This is a genomic window from Acinetobacter sp. CAU_H_S139_7 (assembly GCF_058599305.1).
In genome coordinates, this window is record NZ_CM178651.1 from 274,193 (window position 1) to 297,835 (window position 23,643).

19 protein-coding genes and 3 pseudogenes are annotated in these 23,643 nt (G+C 43.7%); 17 read left to right on the top strand and 5 right to left on the bottom strand.

Translation table 11 applies throughout. The features are described 5' to 3' along the window. Positions 1 to 6: 6 nt before the first annotated feature. The 4 genes and pseudogenes from tnpC to AC4MC0_RS01290 all read right to left on the bottom strand — a co-directional run. Positions 7 to 1,652: pseudogene (gene tnpC / locus AC4MC0_RS01275) on the bottom strand (IS66 family transposase). Positions 1,653 to 1,726: 74 nt separating this feature from the next. Further along, positions 1,727 to 2,062 (bottom strand): IS66 family insertion sequence element accessory protein TnpB, encoded by a 336-nt coding sequence (gene tnpB, locus AC4MC0_RS01280; protein ID WP_004691523.1) that lies wholly within the window; start codon positions 2,060 to 2,062, stop codon positions 1,727 to 1,729. Next, on the bottom strand, positions 2,059 to 2,487 hold the full coding sequence (tnpA, locus tag AC4MC0_RS01285) for an IS66-like element accessory protein TnpA (protein ID WP_005401365.1): 429 nt from the start codon (positions 2,485 to 2,487) through the stop codon (positions 2,059 to 2,061). The genes tnpB and tnpA overlap by 4 nt, the downstream gene beginning before the upstream one ends. A 76-nt stretch (positions 2,488 to 2,563) precedes the next feature. Next, positions 2,564 to 2,725, bottom strand: a pseudogene (locus tag AC4MC0_RS01290) (transposase); the annotation flags it as partial. A gap of 20 nt (positions 2,726 to 2,745) precedes the next feature. Here AC4MC0_RS01290 and AC4MC0_RS01295 point away from each other — a divergent pair. From AC4MC0_RS01295 to AC4MC0_RS01340, 10 genes and pseudogenes are all read left to right on the top strand, one after another. Then, positions 2,746 to 3,804, top strand: a complete 1,059-nt coding sequence (locus AC4MC0_RS01295) for an RNA-guided endonuclease InsQ/TnpB family protein (protein WP_005401363.1) — start codon at positions 2,746 to 2,748, stop codon at positions 3,802 to 3,804. Between the two features lie 2 nt (positions 3,805 to 3,806). Then, positions 3,807 to 4,697, top strand: a pseudogene (locus AC4MC0_RS01300) (sulfate ABC transporter substrate-binding protein). A 252-nt stretch (positions 4,698 to 4,949) separates the two neighbouring features. Continuing rightward, positions 4,950 to 5,969: a sulfate ABC transporter substrate-binding protein gene (locus AC4MC0_RS01305; protein WP_039890570.1), complete on the top strand. Its 1,020-nt coding sequence runs from the start codon at positions 4,950 to 4,952 to the stop codon at positions 5,967 to 5,969. A gap of 187 nt (positions 5,970 to 6,156) precedes the next feature. Continuing rightward, complete coding sequence (rsmH, locus tag AC4MC0_RS01310; protein WP_004978100.1) at positions 6,157 to 7,080, top strand: 16S rRNA (cytosine(1402)-N(4))-methyltransferase RsmH; 924 nt, start codon at positions 6,157 to 6,159, stop codon at positions 7,078 to 7,080. After that, a complete protein-coding gene (ftsL, locus tag AC4MC0_RS01315; protein WP_004691506.1) occupies positions 7,080 to 7,412 on the top strand; it encodes a cell division protein FtsL in 333 nt (110 codons plus the stop codon). Before rsmH ends, ftsL begins: the two co-directional genes overlap by 1 nt. A gap of 12 nt (positions 7,413 to 7,424) precedes the next feature. Continuing rightward, entirely contained in the window at positions 7,425 to 9,248 is a 1,824-nt protein-coding gene (gene ftsI / locus AC4MC0_RS01320; protein ID WP_148825379.1) for a penicillin-binding protein PBP3, read from the top strand. A 7-nt stretch (positions 9,249 to 9,255) separates the two neighbouring features. Continuing rightward, positions 9,256 to 10,752, top strand: a complete 1,497-nt coding sequence (locus tag AC4MC0_RS01325; protein WP_491887239.1) for a UDP-N-acetylmuramoyl-L-alanyl-D-glutamate--2,6-diaminopimelate ligase — start codon at positions 9,256 to 9,258, stop codon at positions 10,750 to 10,752. 9 nt (positions 10,753 to 10,761) lie between these two features. Beyond that, complete coding sequence (locus AC4MC0_RS01330; protein WP_491887240.1) at positions 10,762 to 12,171, top strand: UDP-N-acetylmuramoyl-tripeptide--D-alanyl-D-alanine ligase; 1,410 nt, start codon at positions 10,762 to 10,764, stop codon at positions 12,169 to 12,171. Continuing rightward, positions 12,172 to 13,290: a phospho-N-acetylmuramoyl-pentapeptide-transferase gene (gene mraY / locus AC4MC0_RS01335; protein WP_004691502.1), complete on the top strand. Its 1,119-nt coding sequence runs from the start codon at positions 12,172 to 12,174 to the stop codon at positions 13,288 to 13,290. It abuts the gene before it with no gap. Positions 13,291 to 13,360: 70 nt separating this feature from the next. Continuing rightward, positions 13,361 to 14,167 (top strand): putative RNA methyltransferase, encoded by an 807-nt coding sequence (locus AC4MC0_RS01340; protein WP_491887241.1) that lies wholly within the window; start codon positions 13,361 to 13,363, stop codon positions 14,165 to 14,167. A gap of 31 nt (positions 14,168 to 14,198) precedes the next feature. On the opposite strand, the gene ponA is transcribed toward AC4MC0_RS01340, so the two are convergent. After that, on the bottom strand, positions 14,199 to 16,727 hold the full coding sequence (gene ponA / locus AC4MC0_RS01345; protein WP_491887242.1) for a penicillin-binding protein PBP1a: 2,529 nt from the start codon (positions 16,725 to 16,727) through the stop codon (positions 14,199 to 14,201). Between the two features lie 165 nt (positions 16,728 to 16,892). Between ponA and AC4MC0_RS01350 the strand changes: the two genes are divergently transcribed. The 7 genes from AC4MC0_RS01350 (at position 16,893) to aroB (ending at position 23,638) form a co-directional block, all read left to right on the top strand. Further along, positions 16,893 to 17,951, top strand: coding sequence for a pilus assembly protein PilM (locus AC4MC0_RS01350; RefSeq protein ID WP_178904347.1), 1,059 nt, complete (start codon positions 16,893 to 16,895; stop codon positions 17,949 to 17,951). Beyond that, positions 17,951 to 18,607 carry a PilN domain-containing protein gene (locus AC4MC0_RS01355; RefSeq protein ID WP_005401354.1) on the top strand — a complete coding sequence of 219 codons (657 nt, stop codon included), beginning with the start codon at positions 17,951 to 17,953 and terminating at the stop codon, positions 18,605 to 18,607. Before AC4MC0_RS01350 ends, AC4MC0_RS01355 begins: the two co-directional genes overlap by 1 nt. Next, positions 18,604 to 19,326 carry a type IV pilus inner membrane component PilO gene (locus tag AC4MC0_RS01360; RefSeq protein ID WP_178904348.1) on the top strand — a complete coding sequence of 241 codons (723 nt, stop codon included), beginning with the start codon at positions 18,604 to 18,606 and terminating at the stop codon, positions 19,324 to 19,326. Before AC4MC0_RS01355 ends, AC4MC0_RS01360 begins: the two co-directional genes overlap by 4 nt. Beyond that, complete coding sequence (locus AC4MC0_RS01365; RefSeq protein WP_094148569.1) at positions 19,326 to 19,853, top strand: pilus assembly protein PilP; 528 nt, start codon at positions 19,326 to 19,328, stop codon at positions 19,851 to 19,853. Before AC4MC0_RS01360 ends, AC4MC0_RS01365 begins: the two co-directional genes overlap by 1 nt. Before the next feature lie 19 nt (positions 19,854 to 19,872). Continuing rightward, on the top strand, positions 19,873 to 21,951 hold the full coding sequence (locus AC4MC0_RS01370; protein ID WP_491887243.1) for a type IV pilus secretin PilQ: 2,079 nt from the start codon (positions 19,873 to 19,875) through the stop codon (positions 21,949 to 21,951). Between the two features lie 88 nt (positions 21,952 to 22,039). Then, positions 22,040 to 22,522, top strand: a complete 483-nt coding sequence (locus tag AC4MC0_RS01375) for a shikimate kinase (RefSeq protein WP_242759760.1) — start codon at positions 22,040 to 22,042, stop codon at positions 22,520 to 22,522. A 30-nt stretch (positions 22,523 to 22,552) separates the two neighbouring features. After that, a complete protein-coding gene (gene aroB, locus AC4MC0_RS01380; RefSeq protein ID WP_490438786.1) occupies positions 22,553 to 23,638 on the top strand; it encodes a 3-dehydroquinate synthase in 1,086 nt (361 codons plus the stop codon). Positions 23,639 to 23,643 lie beyond the last annotated feature (5 nt).

Below are 23,643 nucleotides of genomic sequence, written 5' to 3' on the forward strand. Positions count from 1 at the left end.
TATTTTTTAACTTGGGTTGGATTTCCAGCGGTGTGGCAGTAATTCTTCTATTTGGGTCACTTTATGGGTCGGTAACCTTTTCAGCACATCACTGAGATAGGCATACGGATCCAGCCCATTCAGTTTTGCTGACTGGATCAGGGTCATGATATTGGCCGCTCGTTGACCACTACGCAGCGAACCTGCAAATAGCCAGTTCTTACGTCCCAAGGCCCAGGGACGCATCTGATTTTCCAACCAATTATTATCAATGGGCAAATTGCCATTATCCAGATAGCGACTTAAGGCTGGCCAGCATTTTAGGCTGTAGTTGATCGCTCGGGCAGTTGGGGAACTCAATGGCACCGTCAGCTGATGTTGGTTGAGCCACTCATATAGTTGTTGCATCACCGGTTGACTATACTGTTGCCGGTATTCGCGGCGGTGTTCTGCTGTACCATCCGTCTTTTTCCTGAGTTCTGCTTCTATCGCATACAGTCTCTGAATCATCAGTAATGCCTGTTCAGCGATCTGACTTTTCCCGGTCACATGCAGTTCATGGAATTTACGACGTGCATGCGCCATGCAGCCCACCTCAATGACATCGCCTGATTTAAAGCGTGCTTTATAACCACTGTAATCATCGCAGACCAGATGCCTCTGCCAGCCTTTCAGGAACTCTTCAGCATGCTGACCTGAACGGCTATCTTGAAAGTCATAGATCACCGCCTGAACTGGATTGTACTGTGTGGTGGCATAGGCCCAGATATAACCTTTCTTCGGTTTTTTCTCATCATCCCCATCTGCATGATGATGACTGGTGTTTCATCTGCATGCAGCACCTGTTGTTGCAGCACAAGCTGTTTTAAGGCATTGGTCAGAGGTTCAAGTTCTACCCCACAGCGTCCAATCCAGTCAGATAATGTGGATCTGGAAAGATCAACACCTGCGCGTAGAAAGATTTGACGTTGACGATATAGCGGTAAATGATCAGCGTATTTGGAAACCAGCACATGGCTGAGCAATTCAGGTGTAGCGATTCCTTTATCAATAACATACGCAGGCATCGCTTGTTGAGTCAGGATGTCACACTGATCACAGACCCATTTACCACGGATATGTTGTTCCTTATAGAACTGTGCCGGCCTGAAATTTAGTTTTTCACTGATATCTTCGCCGATACGACGCAATGTGCAGCCACAGCTGCATTGCGTTGAGGCAGGTTCGTGCTCAATACGGAGGGTTGGCAGGTGATCTGGCAGTGGTCGACGTTTAGGTTTGTTGACTGTGGCTTTCTGTGTCGCTGCATCGGTTTTATCTGCATTCAGCCGCTCCAGTTCCAGATCAACTGCTGCGATATCTTCTTCGACCGCTTCATCCCACAGATGGATTTGTTTTGCGGTTAGATGTTCGTTTTTACTGCCGAATTTGTGCTGTTTAAATAGTGCGAGTTCATGCTCGTATTTTTGATTGAGAATAGAAAGATGTTGAACTTTAGAATCTAATTGCTGATTGGTGACTTCAAGATGTTGAACTCTGGCATCTAATTGCTGATTTGATTGTTCCAGTTGTTGTTTAGATTGTGCCAGAGACTGATGCTGCATCGCCAACTGTCTGGTAAATTCCAGCAGTTGTTCATGGGTCAGTTGGCTTAAGTCAGGCAGCGTATTCATGACCGCAGTATGCCTGATGTCATGATGCAGAGGAAATAGAACGTTTGGAGAATAGCAGAATGGACGAGCCTGGTTTAGAGCATAGTCACCACCTGCTGTCGTCCAATGCGCTGCCAGGGCAAACCCTGGATCAATGCCTGTAACTGTTCCGGACTGAGGGCTACGGTTTCACCCTGATGAAGCTGAACCCAGTGGAATTTTCCCTGTTCCAGCCGCCGGGCACACAGCCAGATACCCAATCCATCATGTACCAGCAGTTTCATGCGATGGCCACGTTTATTACAGAACAGGTAAGCGCAATGCGGTTTGATGTAGCCAAAGGCTCTCAGCACCTGAGTCATGACAGTATCCATACCTGCACGCATATCCATCGGCTGGGTAGCAAGCCAGATTTCATCAATACGGATCATTGAGTCAAACCCTGGATCAGCACCAGTAATTCAGTTACTGACTCCACCGGCCAGTCGATCTCGATCATCTGACCCCTTACGGAACCTGGTTCCTCATGTAGTGGAATCCTAATATGAGCGACAACTTTCTTCTCTGGTACAGGTGGCGGAGGTGCTTCTTGTCTGACTGGAGTCGGGTGAAGAATGACGGGAAGGAAGTCGGTCTGTGGAATAGATGGGGGTGTTAATGATGGAACCATTGATCTGGACTGACGAATCCATTTATGCAACAGATTCGCATTGACCTGATGTTGCATTGCCACCTTGGCCACTGATGTGTCTGGCTGCTGACATTGCTGAATAAGTTGATGTTTAAATTCAGCCGTGAAGGTTCGACGGGGCTTTTTTAGGGTTGGTGTGCTGTCTATAACTGTCTTTAAATCCATAAATAGGTGTCCACTTAAATTTTAGTGGACACTATCGCGGTATTAATGAGTTAGAAAAAGTGGGGTTCAGCGGACGCTTACCTTCAAAGTCTAAACAAACACGCTCAAACACTTCACGCATTGTTTCAAGCATTGCTTTGGTAAAAACATCTCTACGATATTTAGCGACAAAGACTAAATGAACGTGCATATTAAAAACACAATGACGACCTGTTCTAATCTCTTGACTATTGCTCATAGACCAAATATATTTTAGTAATGAAAACACTTAAATTACGAATAAAAGACAAACATTGCAAGATGCTAGACCAACTAGCAGTAGAGGTGAACTTTGTTTGGAATTATGTCAATGATTTGTGTTTCAAGCACCTACAACGTAAACAACAATTCTTTTCAGCATACGATATTGCTCAATACACGAAAGGCACATCAAAAGAATGTAACTTACATAGCCAAACCATACAGGCAATTGCAGAAGAATTAGTTACACGAAGAAAGCAGTTTAAAAAAGCCAAGCTAAAATGGCGTGTCAGTAACAACAAATCTGCAAGACGCTCATTAGGCTGGATACCTTTTAAGAAAGTAGCCATTAAATACGCCGATGGCTATGTGCAATATGGCAAGCACCAATTCAAACTATGGGACAGCTACGGACTAAGCAAATACAACGTCAAAACAGGCTCATTTGTAGAAGACAGTCGTGGACGTTGGTATGTTTGCCTTGTGGTTGATGATATTCAACAAGTTAAAGCTATAGCTAAAGGCTCAATTGGCATAGACTTGGGTTTGAAAGATTTAGCCACTTGTTCAGATGGTGTGAAACTCGAAGCTCCTAAAATCTATCGCCAATATGAGGAAAAACTTGGCATTGCTCAAAGAGCAAAAAATAAGAAACGTGTCAAAGCGATTCACGCCAAGATTAAAAATATACGCCAAAATATGTTGCATCAATTCAGCCATAAACTGGTGAATGCACATGCAGCAATCTTTGTTGGCAATGTGAATGCTAAAGCATTAGCACAAACTAGATTAGCGAAGTCAGTGTTAGATGCCAGTTGGACAACACTAAGAACCATGCTCAAGTATAAATGCGAGAACGCAGGAGTATGGTATGGAGAAGTCAACGAAGCCTATACGACCCAAACATGTTCGTGCTGTGGCTCACGCTCTAGCAGTCCGAAAGGTAGAGCAGGTCTTGGAATAAGAGAATGGCAGTGTATGGAGTGCGGTACGCTCCATGATAGGGATATAAATTCCGCACTGAATATTCTTGCGCTCGGACATGAGCGTCTCGGAGGAGGAATCCCCGTTCTTTAGGTCTGGGAGGATGTCAACAAGAATATAACCAAGCCTTTGGACAGTATTGGAAAAGCAAAGCTGGGCAGGAGGTCAACTTTAAACAGTCTCATGGTGGATCGGGCAAGCAAGCACGTGCCGTTGCAACGGGTCTCCAAGCAGATGTGGTGGCCTTGGCCAATGATATTGATGAAATTGTGAATACTGGACAAATTGATAAAAACTGGCAAAAAGAATTTCTAAATAATTCTGCACCTTATACTTCAACCATTGTTTTTTTAGTGCGTAAAGGTAATCCAAACAAATTAAAGACTGGAATGATTTAACCAAGCTGGGGGTGAGATCATTACCTCAAATCCAAAAACAAGCGGTGCGCCGCGTTGGATCTATTTATCTGCTTGGGGGTATGCGTTAAAACAACCTGGAGGTAATGATGCTAAAGCCAAAGAATTGGTGAAAAACTGTATCAAAATGTCAAAGTTCTTGATTCAGGCGCGCGAGGTTCATTGACCACGTTTGCTGAACGGGGCATAGGTGATGTGTTGTTGTCTTGGGAAAATGAAGCTTTACTGGCAACTCAAGGCCTAGGTAAAGACAAATACGATATTGTTTATCCGTCTATTTCGATTTTAGCGGAGCCGTCAGTTGCGATTGTAGACAAAACCGTGGACAAAAATGGCAATCGAAATTTGGCCAAGGGCTATTTAAACTATCTGTATTCGCCAAAAGGGCAGGAGTTGGCGGCGAAGCATTTCTTCCGTCCACGAAATAAACAAGTGGCGAACAAATACCTTGCGCAATTTCCAAAACAAAAAACCTTTAATATTAATGATGTCTTTGGAGGGTGGGCCAAAGCGCAGAAAACTCACTTTGTAAATGGTGCGATCTTTGATCAAATTTATACTGAAAAATAAACGTGCTGCGGTTTAATGAGATCACGTTCGGACATAAAAGTGGATATACGCATATCCACTTTTATTATATTTTAAGCATAAAAATGTATATAATAAGAATAAGTAAAGTGTTTGCTATTATTTTAAATAAAAACAATTCATTAAGTCTTAGTGATGTAAAAATAATGTGTATTTAAAAAACAAAAGCGAATTGCGATTTATGATTTTGTTTCATATATTTAGCATAATTCTTGATATTTAATTTAATACGCTATGAAAACGCATTTGAAATCTCTCTGGGCTGCTGCCGTAGTGGCAACAGGTCTGACATTCAGTATGACATCAGCTCAAGCAGCTGACCGTACTATGCTCAATGTCTCCTATGATGCAACACGTGAATTTTACGATGAGTTCAATAAATCCTTTGGTGCTTATTGGCAAAGTCGTACAGGACAAACGGTTGACTTTAAACAGTCACACGGGGGGTCAGGTAAACAAGCCCGTTCGGTCGTGGATGGTCTAAAAGGGGATGTGGTGACCTTGGCCTTAGCCAATGACATTGAAGAAATTGTCAAATCAGGTCAAATTCAGCCGGGTTGGCAAAAAGAGTTCCCAAATAACTCTGCACCTTATACATCGACCATTGTGTTCATGGTACGCAAAGGCAACCCGAAAAAAATTAAGGACTGGTCTGATTTAACCAAACCGGGTGTACAAATTATTACGCCTAATCCTAAAACAGGTGGTCTACCACGTTGGGTGTATCTGTCTGCTTGGGGTTACGCACTGAAACAACCTGGTGGCAATGAGGCCAAAGCCAAAGAGTTCGTAGGTAAAATGTACCATAACGTGAAAGTCATGGACTCTGCGGCACGGGCGTCTATGACCACCTTTGCAGAACGTCGCATTGGTGATGTGTTATTGACTTGGGAAAATGAAGCCTTAGTGACACAAAAAACTTTAGGTAAAAATCAGTTCGATATTGTTTATCCATCGATCTCGATTTTAACCGAGCCTTCGGTGGCAATCGTGGATAAGACCGTGGCGAAAAATGGCAACAAGTGGTTAGCACAGGGTTATATCAACTATTTATATTCACCACTGGGTCAGGAAATGGCGGCGAAACACTTCTATCGTCCACGTAATGCTGCGGTTTTAGAAAAATATAAAGCGCAATTTCCACCGTTAAAAACCTTCACCATTGATGAAGTGTTTGGTGGTTGGGCCAATGCTCAAAAGACCCACTTTGTGAATGGGGCGACTTTCGACCAAATCTATAATAGCCGTAAATAATCCAGTTAATTATTTCAGCTGCTGCTTACAAAGCCTCCCTTGGGAGGCTTTTTTGATAATGAATGCCGTTTAAAAACGGTTTTGTCTATGAAAAGTAATATTTCCCTACAAAAAGTCGTTTGGAGCTTTGTTAAAACAAGGTAATAATGTGCAGTTACATTTTTCCTTCCGATCATATTGAGTCTTTATGTCGCATATTTCTGTATTACTTCACGAAACTGTTGATGCTTTGGTAGCAGATCGCAATACAGGGATTTTCATTGACGGGACGTTTGGTCGTGGCGGACATACGCGTTTGCTGTTGTCTAAGCTAGATGAAAATGCACGTGTCTATGGTTTTGATAAAGACCCGCAAGCACTGGAAACAGCCGCGATTTTAGAACAAGAAGATCCACGTTTTAAAATTATTCATGCCAGCTTTGCTGACCTTAAACATGAGTTAGAAGTACGCGGCATTGGCTTGGTCGATGGGGTTATGGCCGATCTGGGCGTGTCTTCACCGCAGCTTGATCAGGCGGAGCGTGGTTTTAGTTTTATGAAAGATGGACCACTGGATATGCGTATGGACAATTCAAAAGGTCCAACCGCAGCGCAGTGGTTGGTTAATATTGAGGAAGAGGCGTTAGCCAATATTATTTTTCAATATGGTGAAGAGCGTTATAGCCGTCGTATTGCCAAAGCGATTAAAGCGGCCGGATTGATTGAAACCACAGCGCAGTTGGCTGAAATTGTGAAAGTAGCGCACCCGAAATGGGAAAAAAATAAACATGCCGCAACACGAACTTTCCAAGCAATTCGTATTGCCATTAATAAAGAATTAGAAGATATTGAAGTTTTCCTACCGCAAGCGGTAGAAGTATTAAAACCGAATGGTCGCTTGGCTGTGATTAGCTTCCATTCCTTAGAAGATCGATTAATTAAACAATTTATTCAAAAAGAGTCGACACTTGAGGAAGATATGGGTTGGGGTATGCCACAACAACGACCAGATACGCGTCGTTTAAAGAAAGTATCACGTGTGAAAGCAAGTGATGCAGAGGTTAAAGCTAATCCACGTTCACGTAGTGCATGGCTTAGAGTTGCAGAGCGCTTAGCACTTAAAGGCGAATAATGAAAACTGAAGTCGTTGAAAAAATTCCAACAAAGTTAAAGTTTAAGAAGTTGATTGCCTATGTCATTTTATTGGTGCTGGTGTTTATCAGTGCCATGATGGTGGTGTTCCAAGTGTTTGAATACCGTCATGACTATCGCGAAATGAGCTCTTTTATGCGCGAGCGTGATGACTTAAATGCAGAGTGGGGCCGTTTGCTGATTGAACAGCAAACTTTTGGCGCAACTGCACAAATTGGAACGCGCGCGGTGACGCAACTGCGGATGTATTCACCACCTGCGGCGCAAACCGTAGTGATTTCTTTACCCACGACTTCAGAAGACAAAAAATAAGGCCGCTGTAACATGGTAGAAAAGCGTAAACCCACTCGTAAAAAACAGCAAGCGGTGACTGAAAAATCGGCTCTACAGGTTGAAATGTGGCGCTTTTATCTTATGTGGGCGGTGGTTTTAGCCTGCTTTATTGCTTTGGTTGGACGTGCTTTTTACGTACAAGTCATTAATACCGAATTTTTGCAAAATAAAGCCAATGCCAATATTTTAAGAACTGAAAAAATTAAGGCCATGCGCGGTGTGATTTATGACCGTCATGGTGTGCCTTTGGCGATCAGTACGCCGATTATGAAAGTGGTGATTGACCCACGTGATTATTTTGATAATAAAAAACTATTTGATGAAATTACCGCTGAATTAGCCAAAGATCCACACAATCGTAAATTGAAGCGTCAATTACCAGACAAAAACTTAAATCTAGATGAGTTGGCTGATGCCGTCGGCATGGATCGTGCGGAACTGAAGCGGAAACTGAATGAACGTCCGCGTTCGCGCTACTTGGTCTTAAAAAAAGAAGTGCCACCTCAGCAAGCTGAACTGATTGCGAAACGTGAGTTCCAAGGGGTGTATACCGAAAAGAACTACAAGCGTTACTATCCACAACCACAACCGAATGCGCAAATTATTGGTTTGACCAACAGTGAAGGTTCGGGCATTGAAGGTTTAGAAATGCAGCTGAATCAACGCCTGTCGGGTATTGATGGTGAGCAGCAAATTGTTCGAGATAAAAAGGGCAATCGTTTTAAAGATGCAGAGGTAATTAAAGAAGTTGAGCCAGGCGAAAATATTACGCTCAGTATTGACTCGCGCCTTCAATACATTATGTACCGTGAACTGACCGCTGCGGGTGTAGCCAATAATGCACGTTCTGCAACAGCAATTGCGGTAGATGTGAAAACAGGTGAAATTTTAGCAATGGCGTCTTGGCCGTCGTATAACCCGAACGATAAAAATAGTTTGTCCAATAAAGACGCCATGCGTAACCGTGGTGCGGTTGACTCTTTCGAGCCGGGTTCAACCATGAAGCCTTTGACTATTTCAATGGCTTTGGAAAGCGGCAAATACATGCCGAATACTGTGGTCAATACCACTCCGGGTTCAATGCGAGTCGGTAACCACACCATCAGAGATACGCATAACTATGGTCCACTGACTTTGGGTGGGATTATTCAAAAATCCTCTAACGTGGGTGTGGCTAAAATTGCCTTGTCTCTCCCTTATGCAACTTTACCGACTTTTTATAAACGTCTTGGTTTTGGTCAGCGTTCTGCGGTTAAATTTCCAGGTGAAAGTGGTGGTTTAATTCTTCCGCCAAGTAAATGGAATGTATCGGAAGTGGCGACCATGGCATATGGCTATGGCTTAAATGCGACTGTGCTGCAACTGGTGGATGCTTATGCCATGTTGGCTAACAAAGGTGTGAAAATGCCTTTGAGTTTGTATAAGTTAGATGCGCCGCCCCGTGGTGAACAAATGATTGACCCAAAAATTGCGGATCAAGTTTTGTTGATGATGGAAACGGCAACTTTACCGGGTGGTACCGCGACTCGTGCAACCATTCCGGGTTACCGTGTGGGGGGTAAAACAGGAACCGCACATAAATTACGTGCTGACCGTAAAGGCTACTCAACCAATGAATATCGTGCACTTTTTGCTGGTGTAGCACCAGTCAGCGACCCGCGTTTAGCGATGGTGGTTGTGGTCGAAAACCCGCAAGGGACCTACTATGGTGGTACGGTGTCTGCTCCTGTATTTGCCCGTGTTATGCAAGAATCCTTACGTTTAATGAACGTGCCTTTAGATAAACCTTTAGATGCTCCTGTAATCAAGAAATAGGTGATGAATGTCCATTACATTTCAACAACTCTACACCGCTAACCAAAACGCTGGATGGATGGCACAGCCATTTCAAGGTTTTGTTCTTGATAGCCGTAAAGTACAGGCAGGGCAAATTTTTATTGCGCTGACATCACTTTCACAACCTGAGAAAACAGAGCAGTTTGCGCAAATAGCCTTGGACAAAGGGGCTTTAGCAGTGGTGAGTGAAACTGAGCTTGCACTTGCAAACAGTATTGTGGTGCCGAATGTGCGTCACTTGATGGGAGGCTGGCAAAAGCAATTTTTGTTGGCCACTAGCCAAGTACAGCCTGCTCGTATTTTAGCGGTGACAGGAACCAATGGTAAAACCACCATTTCTCGTTTGGTTGCTGAGCTGTTGATGTTGCAAGGTCAGTCTTGTGCTGTGATGGGCACGACAGGTAATGGCATTTTACCCAATTTAGAAGCATCGTCGCATACCACCTTGGATGCGCTGCACTTACAAAATGCACTACATAGCTATGCCAAACATGGGGCTGAATTTGCATCGATTGAAGCCTCTTCGCATGGTTTGGAACAAGGTCGTTTAGCGGGTAGTGAAATTGAAATTGCTGCATATACTAACTTAAGTCGTGACCATTTGGACTACCATGGCACGCTTGAGGCTTATGCCGAAGCTAAATCTCACTTGTTTCAATTTCCATCATTGAAAGTTGCAGTCATCAATCTGGATGATGAGCATGCTGGAGTCATGATTCAAGCGGCACAAAATAATCCAGCTCAACCGAAAATTTTAACCTATTCAACCACGCAGCCTGCAGACTATCAGGTGAAGAATATTCAATATAGCCTGACGGGTGCGAACTTTAGCCTGTGTACGGCACAGGCCGAATATCAGGTACAGAACCCATTATTGGGTCATTTTAATATTGAAAATTTGGTCGCAAGTTTAATTATGGTTGAACAAGCGGGTTTTGATTTAGCCGATGTGGTTACTACGACAGCACAGCTGAAGGGTGCACCAGGCCGTATGCAAGTGATTCGTGATGATGCGCGTTTATTTGTGGTTGATTATGCGCATACGCCTGATGCTCTGGTGCAAGTCTTAAGCACGTTGAAGCGCCATGTAGAACAGCAACTCTGGGCGGTATTTGGCTGTGGTGGAGACCGCGACCGTGGAAAACGCCCACTCATGACCCAAGCAGCATTAAACGGAGCAGATGTGGTGTTGTTGACTTCAGATAACCCACGGACTGAAAATCCTGATCAAATTTTTGCCGATATGAAAGCAGGTGTTGATTTCTCAAACCGTGTGGTTCATGAAATCCATGATCGTCGTGAAGCGATTAAATTTGCCGTTCAACAGGCCCAAGCGGGTGATATTGTCGTGATTGCCGGTAAAGGTCATGAAAACTATCAAGAAATAGAGGGTGTTCGGCATTGGTTTGACGATGTCGTCGAAGTGCAATCCGCGATTGATGCACAGCACCACACTACTGATTCTGCTTATCCTGCACACTAAGGAAGTCGTATGCATACCTCAACAACCAGCACAGTGCCTTTAGTGTCATGGACCGCCGCACAGTTACTCGAAGCAACCCAAGGTTATTGGCTCAATGTTCAAGCGCCAAATACTGAAATTAAGCGTATTTTGACGGATTCGCGTGATGCAGAAGCAGGAGATGCTTTCTTGGCACTCAAAGGCGAACGTTTTGATGCACATGCTTTTATTACGCGAGTTGCTGAACAAGGTTGCCAAGTGGCCATTGTGAGTCAGCCTATAGATGCAGAGATTTGTCAGTTGGTAGTGCCTGATACACGTTTGGCATTGGGACAACTGGGGGCTTATCGTCGTGCACAAAACCCACAGCTAAAAGTGATTGCGCTGACGGGTAGTAGTGGTAAAACCACCACCAAAGAAATGTTAGGCAGTATTTTGTCACGTATAGCACCAACGTTGGTGACCCGTGGCAATCTGAATAATGACTTGGGTGTGCCAGTCATGTTATTGGAATTACGTCCTGAGCATCAATATGCAGTGATGGAATTGGGTGCAAGCCATCAAGGTGAAATTGATTATACCTCGAATTTGGTCCAGCCCTTGGTTGCAGGCATTATCAATATTGGTACAGCACACTTGGGTGAGTTTGGTGGACGCGATGGTATCTGCCGTGCCAAGTCTGAGATTTATGCGCATATTGCCCCAAATGGCACATCTATTGTTCCAGCAGCCGATGATTTTGCCGATAGCATTCGTCAAGCAGTGCAAACTGAACAGGTGCTCAGCTTTGGTGCGGGTGGTGAAATCTTTGCCACTGAGATTGACCTACAGGCACAATCTGCAATATTTAAGTTGAATACGCCACAAGGCGTGTGTCAGGTGAATTTACCATTTGCTGGGGAGCATAATGTTCAAAATGCAACCGCTGCGGCAGCTTTTGCTTTAGCGATTGGTATTAGTTTGGATGAGATTGTAATTGGCCTTGAGCAAGCGGTCGGTGCAAAAGGGCGTTTGAACTTTATTCAACAAGGTCGACATTTGTTAATTGATGATACCTATAATGCCAACCCAACTTCTATGCGTGCCGCTGCTAAAGTGCTTGCACAGCAAGAGGGGGTTCGGGTGATGGTGATGGGTGATATCGGTGAGCTAGGTAACTCTGCTGCACAGCAGCACTATATGCTGGGGCGTGATTTGGTCTCAGTGAAAGGGCTGAACTTCGTAGTGGCTGTCGGTGAATTTGCACCTGCTGCACAAGAAGGCGCACGCAGCACCCAATATGGCAAAAAAATGCAGGCTTTTTTGAATCAAGAGCAGGCTTTGCCGTTCTTACTCAGTTTAATTGAAACACATCAACCCCAGTCTATGAGTTTCCTGTTTAAAGGTTCTCGTTATACCCATATGGAAACGTTGATGGCTGATTTGATGGAGAAACTCTAAATGTTGTTATGGTTATTTGAACAACTGGCGGGCTACCATAGTTCGTTTCAGGTGGTTCGTTATTTAACATTGCGTTCTTTGCTCAGTGTTTTAACCGCACTGACCATTGGTCTAGTGCTCGGTCCTGTGATGATTCGCAAGTTGCAAGCACTCAAATATGGTCAAGCCGTGAGTTCATATGCTCCTGAAAATCATGCCAAAAAAATGGGTACACCAACCATGGGTGGGGTGCTGATCTTACTCTCAATTGGTATCTCCACACTGTTGTGGGCAGACTTATCCAACCCTTATGTATGGATTGTCTTGGCAGTGATGGTGATTTTTGGTGCAGTGGGTTGGGCCGATGACTGGATCAAGATTCGCTATAAAGACAATGCAGGTTTACCTGCCCGTAAAAAGTTCTTTTGGACCTCGCTTGCATCATTGGGCGCAGGTATTGCGCTATATGTAATTGCACAGCAACAGAGCAATCCTGTACATACTGCAAATATGCTGGATCTGCTAATTCCATTTTTTAAAGATTTAAGTATTCCTTTGTCGGTGATTCCGTTGGGTATTGGTTTTATTATTTTCACCTATTTGGTGATTAATGGTGCATCAAATGCCGTGAACCTGACCGATGGTTTGGACGGTTTAGCGATTATGCCTGTGGTACTGGTTGCTGCAGGTCTAGGTGTATTTGCATATCTGGCTGGTGATGTCCGTTTTGCCAATTATTTACATATTCCTTATGTACGATTTGCCTCTGAATTGGTGGTGATTTGTGCAGCCATGATTGGCGCGGGTCTAGCCTTCCTTTGGTTTAATGCACACCCAGCACAGGTCTTTATGGGCGATGTGGGTGCATTATCATTGGGTGCAATGCTCGGTACAATTGCGGTCATGGTTCGTCAGGAAATTGTCTTTGCTATTATGGCTGGTGTGTTTTTGGTCGAAGCGATTTCAGTCTTCTTGCAAATTGGCTCCCTCAGAATGCGCAATAAACGCGTGTTCCTGATGGCGCCACTACACCACCATTATGAGAAAAAAGGCTGGCGTGAAACCCAAGTGGTGATTCGTTTTTGGATTATCACAATTATGCTGGTAGTTTTAGGGCTAATGACCTTAAAATTGCGTTAAGCAAAAAGTATGAAAAGAGTCGGTATTTGCCGGCTTTTTTTATGCCTGAGGTAATGTCTTGGAGAAAATAATGAATCTGCTCATGTGTCCTGTGTGTCGTGAGGCTTTAACTTTAAACGAAAGAACATGGCGCTGTGCGAATTCACATAGTTATGATGTGGCGAAACAAGGCTACGTCAATCTGCATGTCGTTCAACATAAGCACAGCAAAAATCCAGGCGATACGCCTGAGTCGGTACAAGCCCGCCGTGCCTTCTTAAGTGCAGATCATTACGCGCCTTTACAGCAAGCAGTGATCAATAAGGTGCGTGAGTTACGTATTGAAAATTTACTCGATATCGGCTGTGGTGAAGGCTATTACACCGATGCGATGCAGGCTGAAGTGCTGCAATGTGTCGGTGTAGATATTGCAAAAAATGCAGTGCAAGTGGCTGCGAAAATCAATAAAAAGATTACTTGGGTTGTGGGTACAGGGGCAACTTTACCGGTGCTAGATCAATCAATTGATCTGTGTAGTAGTTTGTTTAGCCCGATTCCAAAACAAGAGATTTTAAGGGTGCTCAAACCGCAAGGATATTTGTTGGTGGTGACGCCGGCGCCTCAGCATTTATATGCAATGCGTGAGGCTTTGTTTGAAGAGGTGAAGCCGCATGAACCGAGCAAATTTGTAGAACAGTTGAGTGATGCATTTGACTTGGTGAGTGATGGTGTCGTCGATGCTGAACTTAAGCTTAATCAGCAGGATTTAAAAAACCTGATTGCGATGACCCCTTATGCCTATAAAGCAAAACAAGAGCGCCGTGAAGCTTTAGAGTCGCAAGCAGCTTTTGAACTACACGCCCAGTATCAAATTTTACTGTTTCAGAAAAAAGCATGAGTATAAAAAAGCCCGCATCTGCGGGCTTTTATTATTGGACTTGATCAATTAAATGATCGAGCGCATCTGATTTAGGTTTCGGTTGTTCTTTGGGTGCTTGCATGGTGGGTGGAGTACTATTCTTTGGAACCAGTGTTTCCTCTTCACCTGGCAAATCATCAAAGTCACGCTCAGGAGCACGTGGAACCACCACTGGTGCAGGGCGATACAACGGCTGCGCCAAAGGTGGGGTTGGTCCTAAGTTGCTCTGAGGTGTTTCTTTCTGATGGCGTTGAATCGGTGCTTTGGCTTTAGCGTCGAGTTGAACCCAAGCCGAAGGCGTGCCTTGTAAGGCTTTGGCCATGAAGTCTGTCCAAATCGGGAGCGCAGCCACACCGCCGTATTCGCGGCGTCCCAAAGTTGTTGGTTGGTCGAAACCGACCCACGCTACGGTCACCAATTTGCCATTAAAGCCGGCAAACCAAGCATCTTTTGCATCATTGGTGGTTCCTGTTTTTCCGCCCAAGTCATCTCGTCCAATACGCAATGCAGCACGGCCTGTACCATGTTGAATCACGTCTTTTAAAATATTCGCCATATCATAAGCAGAGCTGGATTTTAAAATACGTTGCGCTTGACGATAGTCACTGTTGATCTCAACAGGATTTGCCGATTTTTCAGAGGGGTTCAGATCTTGGTTAGTGACTTCAATTACTTCATCATCAGGCGTGATGGTGTCAGCAGATTGAGGATTTGACTCTTCTTGAGAGATACAACTAATACATGCATATTCAGGGTTGTTCTGATAAATGACCTTGCCATAGGCATCTTCAATCCGATTGATGAAGTGTGGTTGAATGCGATAACCGCCATTGGCAAAGGCTGAGTAACCTGTGGCCATTTGAATCGGTAAAACCTGAGGTGTTCCGAGTGCAATGGTGTAGTTACGCGGAATCTGTTCGTCGGTTAAGCCGAAGTCCATGAACAATTGACGTGTACGTTCAATGCCTACGGTTTGTAGGAGTCGAACTGACACGGTGTTACGCGATAAATAGAGTGCACGACGCAGGGGAATCATGCCTAAATAGCGACCATCGGCATTACGCGGTGACCATTTCCCAATGGTGATTGGGCTGTCATTGACCATGCTATACGGTGTCATACCGCGCTCTAAAGCGAGTGCATAAACAAAGGGTTTAATAATCGAACCTGGTTGGCGCCAGCCTTGGGTGGTTCGGTTAAATTTAGATTGATAAAAATTATAACCACCAACCAATGCTTCTACAGCGCCATTGTTTGGGTTAAGTGCAATCAGCTGGCCCTGAACTTTAGGCAGTTGCACCAAAGCCCATGAGGTTTTGTTGTCATTGGGGCGCAGACGTACAATGTCTTTCACTTTAACAATTTGAGATGCTCTTGATGGTGCACCGCCTACCGCATTTGCATTGCGATAAGGACGTGTCCAAGACATGCCAGACCATGGCACGGTTACTGTCGAGCCATCTTGCATTAAGGCATCAAAGCTATTTTGATTCACACGGGTAACTTCGGCAGGGAAGGTATTGGCAAATGCACTAAAGCTACTTAAGGGTTTGTCATGGGCTTCTGCACCACGCCAACCATGACGACGGTCATAGGCTTCTAAACCATCTTGTACTGCTTGTTCGGCATAGGCTTGGCGTTCACTGTTGATGGTGGTGTAGACTTTATAACCAGAGTCAATCGCATGCTCGCCGAACTTTTCAACCAGTTCGCTGCGGACCATTTCACCGATATAGGGAAATCGGTTGCTTACCCCGCGGTCAGGCATGTCGAGGTTAATTGGTTCAGCAATGCCTTTTTCATATTGGCTTTGGTTAATGTAGCCTAGCTGGAGCATACGACCCAAAATCCAGTTACGACGTTCTAAAGCACGTTCTGGGTTCACCACTGGATTGTATTTAGACGGTGCTTTAGGTAGACCTGCAATCATCGCCATTTGTGCAATGCTGAGTTGATCTAAGCTTTTGTTGTAGTAAATTTTAGCTGCAGCAGCGATACCGTAGGCATTTTTACCCAAGAAAATCTTGTTGACATAGAGGGTTAAGATTTCCTCTTTCGTCAAATTTTGTTCAATTTTTCGTGCCAGAAAAACCTCAGTCAACTTACGTTTTAAGGTACGTTCGGGACTGAGATAATAGTTTTTTGCCACTTGCATGGTGATGGTCGAGCCACCCGTTTGGACGTTTGACCCAGTAATACTTTCACTGACTGCACGTCCTAAACCTTTAAAACTGATACCACTATGCTCAAAAAAAGAAGAATCTTCCGCTGCTAAAAAGGCATGAATAAAACTTTGTGGGATCTGATCGTAATCTACGGGTACAGATAGCTTGCCACCGTATTCCGAAATGAGTTGGTTATCCGCACTATAAACTTGTAAAGGTTTTAGTAATGGCGCCTTTTTTAGAGTTGTCATTTGCGGCAAAGATGGGGCAATATAGAGATACATGCCATAAAAACCCATTGGAATTGAGACCAACATGATAATAATGATCAAAAAAAATGGATGAACACGGCCCGAACAAGATAGCTTTTTCATAACAAGTAAGTTTTAATAAGAGCTAATGGCAAACTAATTAGCGGTCAGTATATCCTTTACACATACGGAATGTTAGATGAGTTATTGTATCCGTATAAAATTATAGACGCGGACTAATTAGTGGGTTACTTTTTTTGGGGATAAAAAAATAATAGGAATGATACTGTGCTCAGGTTATATCGTAAGCCAAGTAAGGGGTTAATAGGAGTAGATATTAGTTCGACTTCTGTTAAGGTATTAGAACTTTCTGTTAAAAACAATCGGTATTGGGTGGAGAGCTATGCACTAGTCCCATTACCAGAAGGAAGTGTGGTCGAAAAAAATATATTGAATCCAGAAGCAGTTGGTGATGCCCTTGAGCGTGCGGTAAATTTGGCCAATGTTCAATCGACAGACGTAGCACTGGCAGTTCCGACGTCCATGGTGATTACTAAAATCATTGAAATGGATGCCGATATGAACGATGACGAACGTGAAATTCAGATTCGTGATGATGCTGAGCAATATATTCCATTCCCATTAGATGAAGCGAGTTTGGACTTTGAAGTCCTTCCAGACCGTTTAGCCAATCCTAATCGTGTCAATGTACTCCTCGTTGCAACCCGCATTGAAAATGTAGAGGCGCGTGCCGAAGCATTGGAGTTGGGTGGTTTAACGCCTAAAATTGCCGATGTTGAAAGTTTCGCCATTGAAAATGCATTCAAAGTCTTTTCGGATACGCTTCCAATGGGTGTAAACACCGTTGGGATTCTGGACATCGGTCATACCATGACGACCTTATCTGTCATGAAGAATAATAAAGTCATTTATACCCGTGAACAGGTGTTCGGTGGTAAACAACTGACTCAAGAAATTCAAAACCGTTATGGTTTGTCCTTTGAAGAAGCTGGACGTGCCAAAAAAAGCCGTACACTACCTGATGACTATGATATTGAAGTACTTGAGCCTTTTCTTGAAGCTGTGGTGCAACAAGCAGCACGTTCTTTGCAGTTCTTCTTCTCGTCCTCTCAATTTAATGAGATCGACCATATTTTATTGGCAGGGGGGAATGCCAATATTCCAGGACTGGCGAAGTTATTACAACAAAAATTAGGTTATCGGGTCACCATTGCCAACCCATTTTTACAGATGGGCTTTTCTCCACAAATAGACATTAAAAAAATTGAAAATGATGCTTCATCACTCATGGTGGCATGTGGATTGGCATTGAGGAGTTTTGATTAATGGCAAAAATAAACCTACTCCCTTGGCGTGATGCGTTAAGAGAGAAACGAAAAAAAGAATTTATTGCCTATTGTGTTGGGGCTGCATTAGTTGGGGTTTTAGCTGTTGCTTTGGCTTGGTTCTTTTACAGTCAAAAACTGGAAGATCAGGAACAGGCCAATCAGTTGGTGGTGAGTACCAATCAAAACTTAGATGTCCAATTAAAGTCATTGGAAGGTCTGCAAGAACAGCGCAATGCGATTGTTGAGCGGATGAAGTTGATCCAAGGTTTGCAAGGTCAACGTCCTGTGGCTGTGCGTTTGGTCGATGAAATGGTACGTGTCACACCAAGTAATATGTACATTACTAAGTTTGTGCGTACGGGTGATAAATTTACCATTGAAGGTAAAGCGGAAAGCCCGAATACAGTTGCGGAATTCTTACGTAATCTCGAAGCATCTGCGTGGTATCGCAATGCCTTTATGAATTCATTCTTGGTTGCTGAAGAGAAAAAAGATAAAGCACCAAGTTCTATCGTGCCACGTGTTGAAGAAACCTATGGCACCTTTGTGGTCACGGCAGATTTAGATGAGATTGCACAGCCAGTAGCGCCTGATGCGACTACACCTGAAGCCGCAAGCACAGTTAATAATTCAACAGCGGGGGCAGCACAATGAGTCGCGATGAATTTGAAGAATTAACATCAGAAAACCATGCTGTAGCCAAGAAAAAAATGACGGTTGATAAATTTTTTCAACAGTTTAATACCTTAGATCCAAACAATTACGGTAGTTGGCCCTTTTCAGTCAAATTGACTTGTTGGATCTTTATCATTTTAGTGATTGGGGCATTGGGTTATTTTGTCGTGATTAAGCCGAAGCTTGATGCGATTTCAAATGCACATGCGCAAGAGCAAAATTTACTGAATGAGTTTCGTGAAAAAGATTCAAAATTACGTAACTTGCAGCAATATCAAGCGCAATTGCAAGAAATGGAAGCCAATTTCAATCAGCAATTAGAACAGTTGCCGAAAGAAACTGAAATTCCTGGTTTGGTTGAAGATATCAACGTGAGCGGCGTAAATTCTGGATTAAAGTTTAAAAATATTCGTTTAGAGCCAGAAATTCGCCAAGAGTTCTTTATCGAACAACCGATTTCCATTGAAGCGACGGGTGATTATCATTCTTTTGGTTCATTTGTCAGTGGAATTGCAGCTTTGCCACGTATTGTGACCTTGCATGACTTCGATATCTCAGCATCAAGTAACAATGAGAAAAAGACGGATATTCCGCAAATTTCATACAGTGTAAAGGCTAAAACCTACCGTTATGTCGGGGCGACAGCTGCTACTGGTGTGGAAGATATAGCTAAGGCAGATGCAGGAGGAGCTCAGTAATGAAATATCAAAATCTCATGCTTAGTCTCTGCGTAGGACTCTTCCTTGTCGGTTGTGATTCACGTATAGATGCGGTCAATATGCAAATGGCTGAAATTCGCAATCAGCCACCATTGCCGATTGAGCCAGCGCCAGATTTCCCACCTGTACCGACCTTTAACTATGCTGCGCACCAATTAAAGAGCCCGTTTATGCCAAGCTCGTTAGCGGCTGAACTGAAGATTATGGCTGGAAAGCGTGTCTATCCAAACCTATCTCGCCAATTACAACCCTTGGAAAGCTATGCGATTGAATCGCTTAACATGAAAGGCAGCATGCGCGGACAAAATGGACAAATTTTGGCGTTGATTCAAACACCAGATGGTGAAATTGAACGCGTGCAGCGTGGTAGTTATTTGGGGATGAATCATGGTCGTGTGATTAATATTACTGCCACACAAATTGATTTGATTGAAATTATTCCGGATGGGCGTGAGGGCTATGTCGAGCGCCCGAGAAGCCTAGTATTAATTGGGCCGGCGCCTTAAAAAAGGAAAAGGAATAAAAATGAAAAATAGTGCTAAAGATTTTATATTTGGGGATGGCAATACGATGAACCATATGTTCCGTCAGTTTTCAATGGGTGCAATTGCAATGGCGGTGATGCAGGCTGCAAGTGCGCAAGTCAGTATTACGAATATTGTGCCGATGCAAATTCCGGGACAGGGAACAGAAATTCGTGTCATGTTCAACGGTTTGCCACCACAGCCACAAGCCTATCAGTTGGAACAGCCATCACGTTTGGTTTTGGATTTTGATAAAGCACAGCAGAGCTTAAAACAAGGCAGTATTGCGGTGGCAACGGCTGAAGCAAGTACAGTTGATGTAACTTCAGATGCACAGCGTTCACGTTTAACTGTAAATTTGGCTGATGCCGGTGCATTTACTACACGTGTTGAAGGTAATACCTTTATTCTGAAAATTAACTCAGCGAACCCAGCGCTAGCAACACCTGTTGCTGCGGCGCGTTCAGAGCAAGGCATTTCAAATATTGGCTTCCAACGCGGTTCAGATGGTGAAGGCCAAGTTGTCATTGATTTAAAAGGTAGCAATACCCCTGTCGATGTGAAACAGCAAGGCAGTAAAATTGTGGTGCGCGTTTTGGGGAATAAAATTCCTGCCCATTTATCACGCCGTCTCAATGTGAATGATTTTGCCACGCCAGTATCGACCATTGATGCACAAAACGATGGCAGTAACGGCCTAATCACGATCCAATCGAATGGCAGTTTTGAATATATGGCTTATCAGGCAGAAGATAAGCTCACGATTAGTTTAAAGCGTCCTGAAGATAAAAATCCAATGAAGCCTAAAGCACCAAGAGCTTATACGGGCAAAAAGATTTCTTTAGATTTCCAAGATATTGAAGTGCGACGTGTATTACAGCTTTTAGCTGATTTTACGGGTATTAACATGGTGGCTTCGGACACAGTACAAGGCAATATTACCTTGCGTCTTAAAGATGTTCCGTGGGATCAGGCACTTGATATTATTATGAAAACCAAGAACTTGGATAAGCGACGAAATGGTAATGTGATTTGGATTGCTCCTGTAGCTGAACTGATCAAATCTGAGGAAGATGAAGCCAAAGCCATCGCACAAAGCATTAAACTTGCTCCGATTCAAACTGATTACATTCAATTGAGTTATGCAAAATCGGCGGATGTGTTGAAATTGTTAGAAGACTCTCGTGACAGTAAAGGGAGTGAGTCGAATCGTACAGCGGGTTCAGAGTCATTGGCTTTAGAAAGCTTATTAAGTGCTCGTGGTAGTGCGGTTTCTGATTCGCGTACCAATACGCTAATTATTAATGATACGCAGCAAAATATTGACAAGATTCGTCGCATGATTGACTTGTTGGATGTCGCAGTGAAACAGGTGATGGTCGAAGCACGTATTGTCACAGCATCAACAGACTTTTCTCGTGAATTGGGGATTAAGTGGAGTGCGAAGAAGCTGGGCAATAGCCCAGTGTGGGGCGGAGATTTCCAGCCAAGTTTTGATTTGGGTGTGGATTTAGCAACAAACACTGCTGGTACGTTTAACTTTGGTTTATTGAAAATTTCAGACTATATGTTGAACCTTGAGTTAAGCGCACTTCAAGCGGATGGTCATGGTGAAGTGCTATCAGCGCCTAAAGTACTTACTGGCGATAAACAGAAAGCCTATATCTTGCGTGGTACAGAGATTCCTTATCAAACATGGAGTGCGACAGAAGGCTTAAAAACCGAATTCCGTGCGGCTAACTTAAAGTTAGAAGTGACTCCAAGCATTACCCCTGATGGTAAAGTTCAAATGGCGCTCATGGTCGAGAAAGATTCGATTGGTGATATCACCAATGATGGTATTGCGATTGACACCAGTGAATTACAAACCAATGTGTTGGTAGACGATGGTGAAACCGTCGTGCTTGGTGGTATTTTTGATGATACGAAACGTAATGACTATCAAAAAGTACCATTCTTAGGAGATTTGCCTGTGGTGGGTAACTTATTTAAGAATAATGTCAAAACGACGATACAAACTGAGTTATTGATTTTTGTGACACCACGAATTGTTAATGACAGTGTTTCAAGAAATCATTAATATATTTTCAATTTGAACAAATCTAAAAGGTGACTCCTTGCCAAGCAAAGAGTTTGAAACCCTACCAAATATTTATTTGGTAGGGCCTATGGGGGCTGGAAAAACAACGGTAGGACGACATTTAGCTGAACTGTTAGGGCGCGAGTTTCTTGATAGCGATCATGAGATTGAGCGTAAAACAGGGGCAACGATTCCATGGATCTTTGAAAAAGAGGGTGAACTTGGGTTTCGTAGTCGTGAAACGGTTGTAATCGATGAGTTAACCTCTCGACCCAACTTGGTCTTGGCCACAGGTGGTGGGGCGGTGACTCAGGCTCCAAATCGCGCATTCCTAAAACAACGAGGTATCGTTGTTTATCTTTATACTCCTGTAGAGATTCAACTACAGCGAACCTATCGTGATAAAAATCGCCCACTGCTTCAAGTGGAGAATCCTGAACAAAAGTTAACTGACTTACTCTGCGTTCGAGATCCTTTATATCGTGAAGTTGCCCATTATATTATCGAGACCAATCAAGGGGCTGCACGAGATCTTGCGCAGCGTATCTTAAACTTGATTCTTGTAAAGTAGTTTTGATTCAGTTTTGAAGTGATTTGATCCATGCAAACCTTATATGTTGAACTTGGCGAACGCCGTTACCCGATCTTTATTGGCAGTGATTTAGATCCGAAAGCTTTACTTGAGCCGTATATTCAAGGGCGCCAAGTGATGATTGTGAGTAATGAAACGGTTGCGCCTTTGTATTTAGCGCGTTACGTGGCAGCAATTGAAGCTTTGGGAAAAACAGTTGCAACGTGTATTTTGCCCGATGGTGAAAAATATAAGAATATTGAGCACCTCAACCTGATTTTTGATGCATTGTTAGCGTCAGGCTTCAACCGTGATTGTACAGTTTTAGCTCTAGGTGGCGGTGTGATTGGTGATATGGCGGGCTTTGCTTCGGCATGCTTCCAGCGCGGAGTCTATTTTATTCAGGTGCCAACGACACTTCTTTCACAGGTTGATTCGAGTGTCGGTGGTAAAACAGGGATTAATCATCCGCTGGGTAAAAACATGATCGGGGCATTTCAACAACCGCAAGTGGTCTTGGCGGATATGTCTCAACTTAAAACGCTGCCAGCACGTGAGTTATCAGCAGGTTTAGCAGAAGTGATTAAGTACGCACTCTTGGGTGATGCTGATTTTCTCGCTTGGTTGGAACAACATATGGATGCTTTGGTGCAGGGGGATGAAGCTGCACTGGCTGAAGCTGTGTATCGTTCTTGTGCCCATAAAGCGCGTATTGTTGCCAAGGATGAAAAAGAACAAGGTGAGCGTGCCTTATTGAATCTTGGGCATACCTTTGGACATGCGATTGAATCTTATCTAGGCTATGGTGAATGGCTCCATGGTGAAGCTGTGGCAACAGGTATGGTGATGGCAGCAGATTTATCGCAGCGTATGGGGTGGATCAGTGCAGAAGATTTGGCACGTACAAAAAATATCATTCAACGCGCGAATTTACCGATAGTATGTCCGCAGATTCCCATCGATGACTTTTTGGCGTATATGGCGCATGATAAAAAAGTCTTGAACGGGCAACTGCGTTTGGTTTTGATGCAAGCGGTAGGACAGGCCATCATTACCAAAACATTTGATGTAGAATTGATGAAACAGGCGATTTTAGCCAACCAAGAACAGGCATAACTTTA

Coding starts and splice junctions, on each gene's coding strand:
- tnpB (WP_004691523.1), bottom strand. CDS start 2,062: ATGATCCGTATTGATGAAATCTGGCTTGCTACCCAGCCGATGGATATG.
- AC4MC0_RS01325 (WP_491887239.1), top strand. CDS start 9,256: ATGTCCATTACATTTCAACAACTCTACACCGCTAACCAAAACGCTGGA.
- ftsL (WP_004691506.1), top strand. CDS start 7,080: ATGAAAACTGAAGTCGTTGAAAAAATTCCAACAAAGTTAAAGTTTAAG.
- aroB (WP_490438786.1), top strand. CDS start 22,553: ATGCAAACCTTATATGTTGAACTTGGCGAACGCCGTTACCCGATCTTT.
- mraY (WP_004691502.1), top strand. CDS start 12,172: ATGTTGTTATGGTTATTTGAACAACTGGCGGGCTACCATAGTTCGTTT.
- AC4MC0_RS01305 (WP_039890570.1), top strand. CDS start 4,950: ATGAAAACGCATTTGAAATCTCTCTGGGCTGCTGCCGTAGTGGCAACA.
- AC4MC0_RS01340 (WP_491887241.1), top strand. CDS start 13,361: ATGAATCTGCTCATGTGTCCTGTGTGTCGTGAGGCTTTAACTTTAAAC.
- AC4MC0_RS01295 (WP_005401363.1), top strand. CDS start 2,746: ATGAAAACACTTAAATTACGAATAAAAGACAAACATTGCAAGATGCTA.
- AC4MC0_RS01375 (WP_242759760.1), top strand. CDS start 22,040: ATGGGGGCTGGAAAAACAACGGTAGGACGACATTTAGCTGAACTGTTA.
- AC4MC0_RS01360 (WP_178904348.1), top strand. CDS start 18,604: ATGAGTCGCGATGAATTTGAAGAATTAACATCAGAAAACCATGCTGTA.
- AC4MC0_RS01370 (WP_491887243.1), top strand. CDS start 19,873: ATGAAAAATAGTGCTAAAGATTTTATATTTGGGGATGGCAATACGATG.
- rsmH (WP_004978100.1), top strand. CDS start 6,157: ATGTCGCATATTTCTGTATTACTTCACGAAACTGTTGATGCTTTGGTA.
- ftsI (WP_148825379.1), top strand. CDS start 7,425: ATGGTAGAAAAGCGTAAACCCACTCGTAAAAAACAGCAAGCGGTGACT.
- AC4MC0_RS01330 (WP_491887240.1), top strand. CDS start 10,762: ATGCATACCTCAACAACCAGCACAGTGCCTTTAGTGTCATGGACCGCC.
- AC4MC0_RS01355 (WP_005401354.1), top strand. CDS start 17,951: ATGGCAAAAATAAACCTACTCCCTTGGCGTGATGCGTTAAGAGAGAAA.
- ponA (WP_491887242.1), bottom strand. CDS start 16,727: ATGAAAAAGCTATCTTGTTCGGGCCGTGTTCATCCATTTTTTTTGATC.
- AC4MC0_RS01365 (WP_094148569.1), top strand. CDS start 19,326: ATGAAATATCAAAATCTCATGCTTAGTCTCTGCGTAGGACTCTTCCTT.
- tnpA (WP_005401365.1), bottom strand. CDS start 2,487: ATGGATTTAAAGACAGTTATAGACAGCACACCAACCCTAAAAAAGCCC.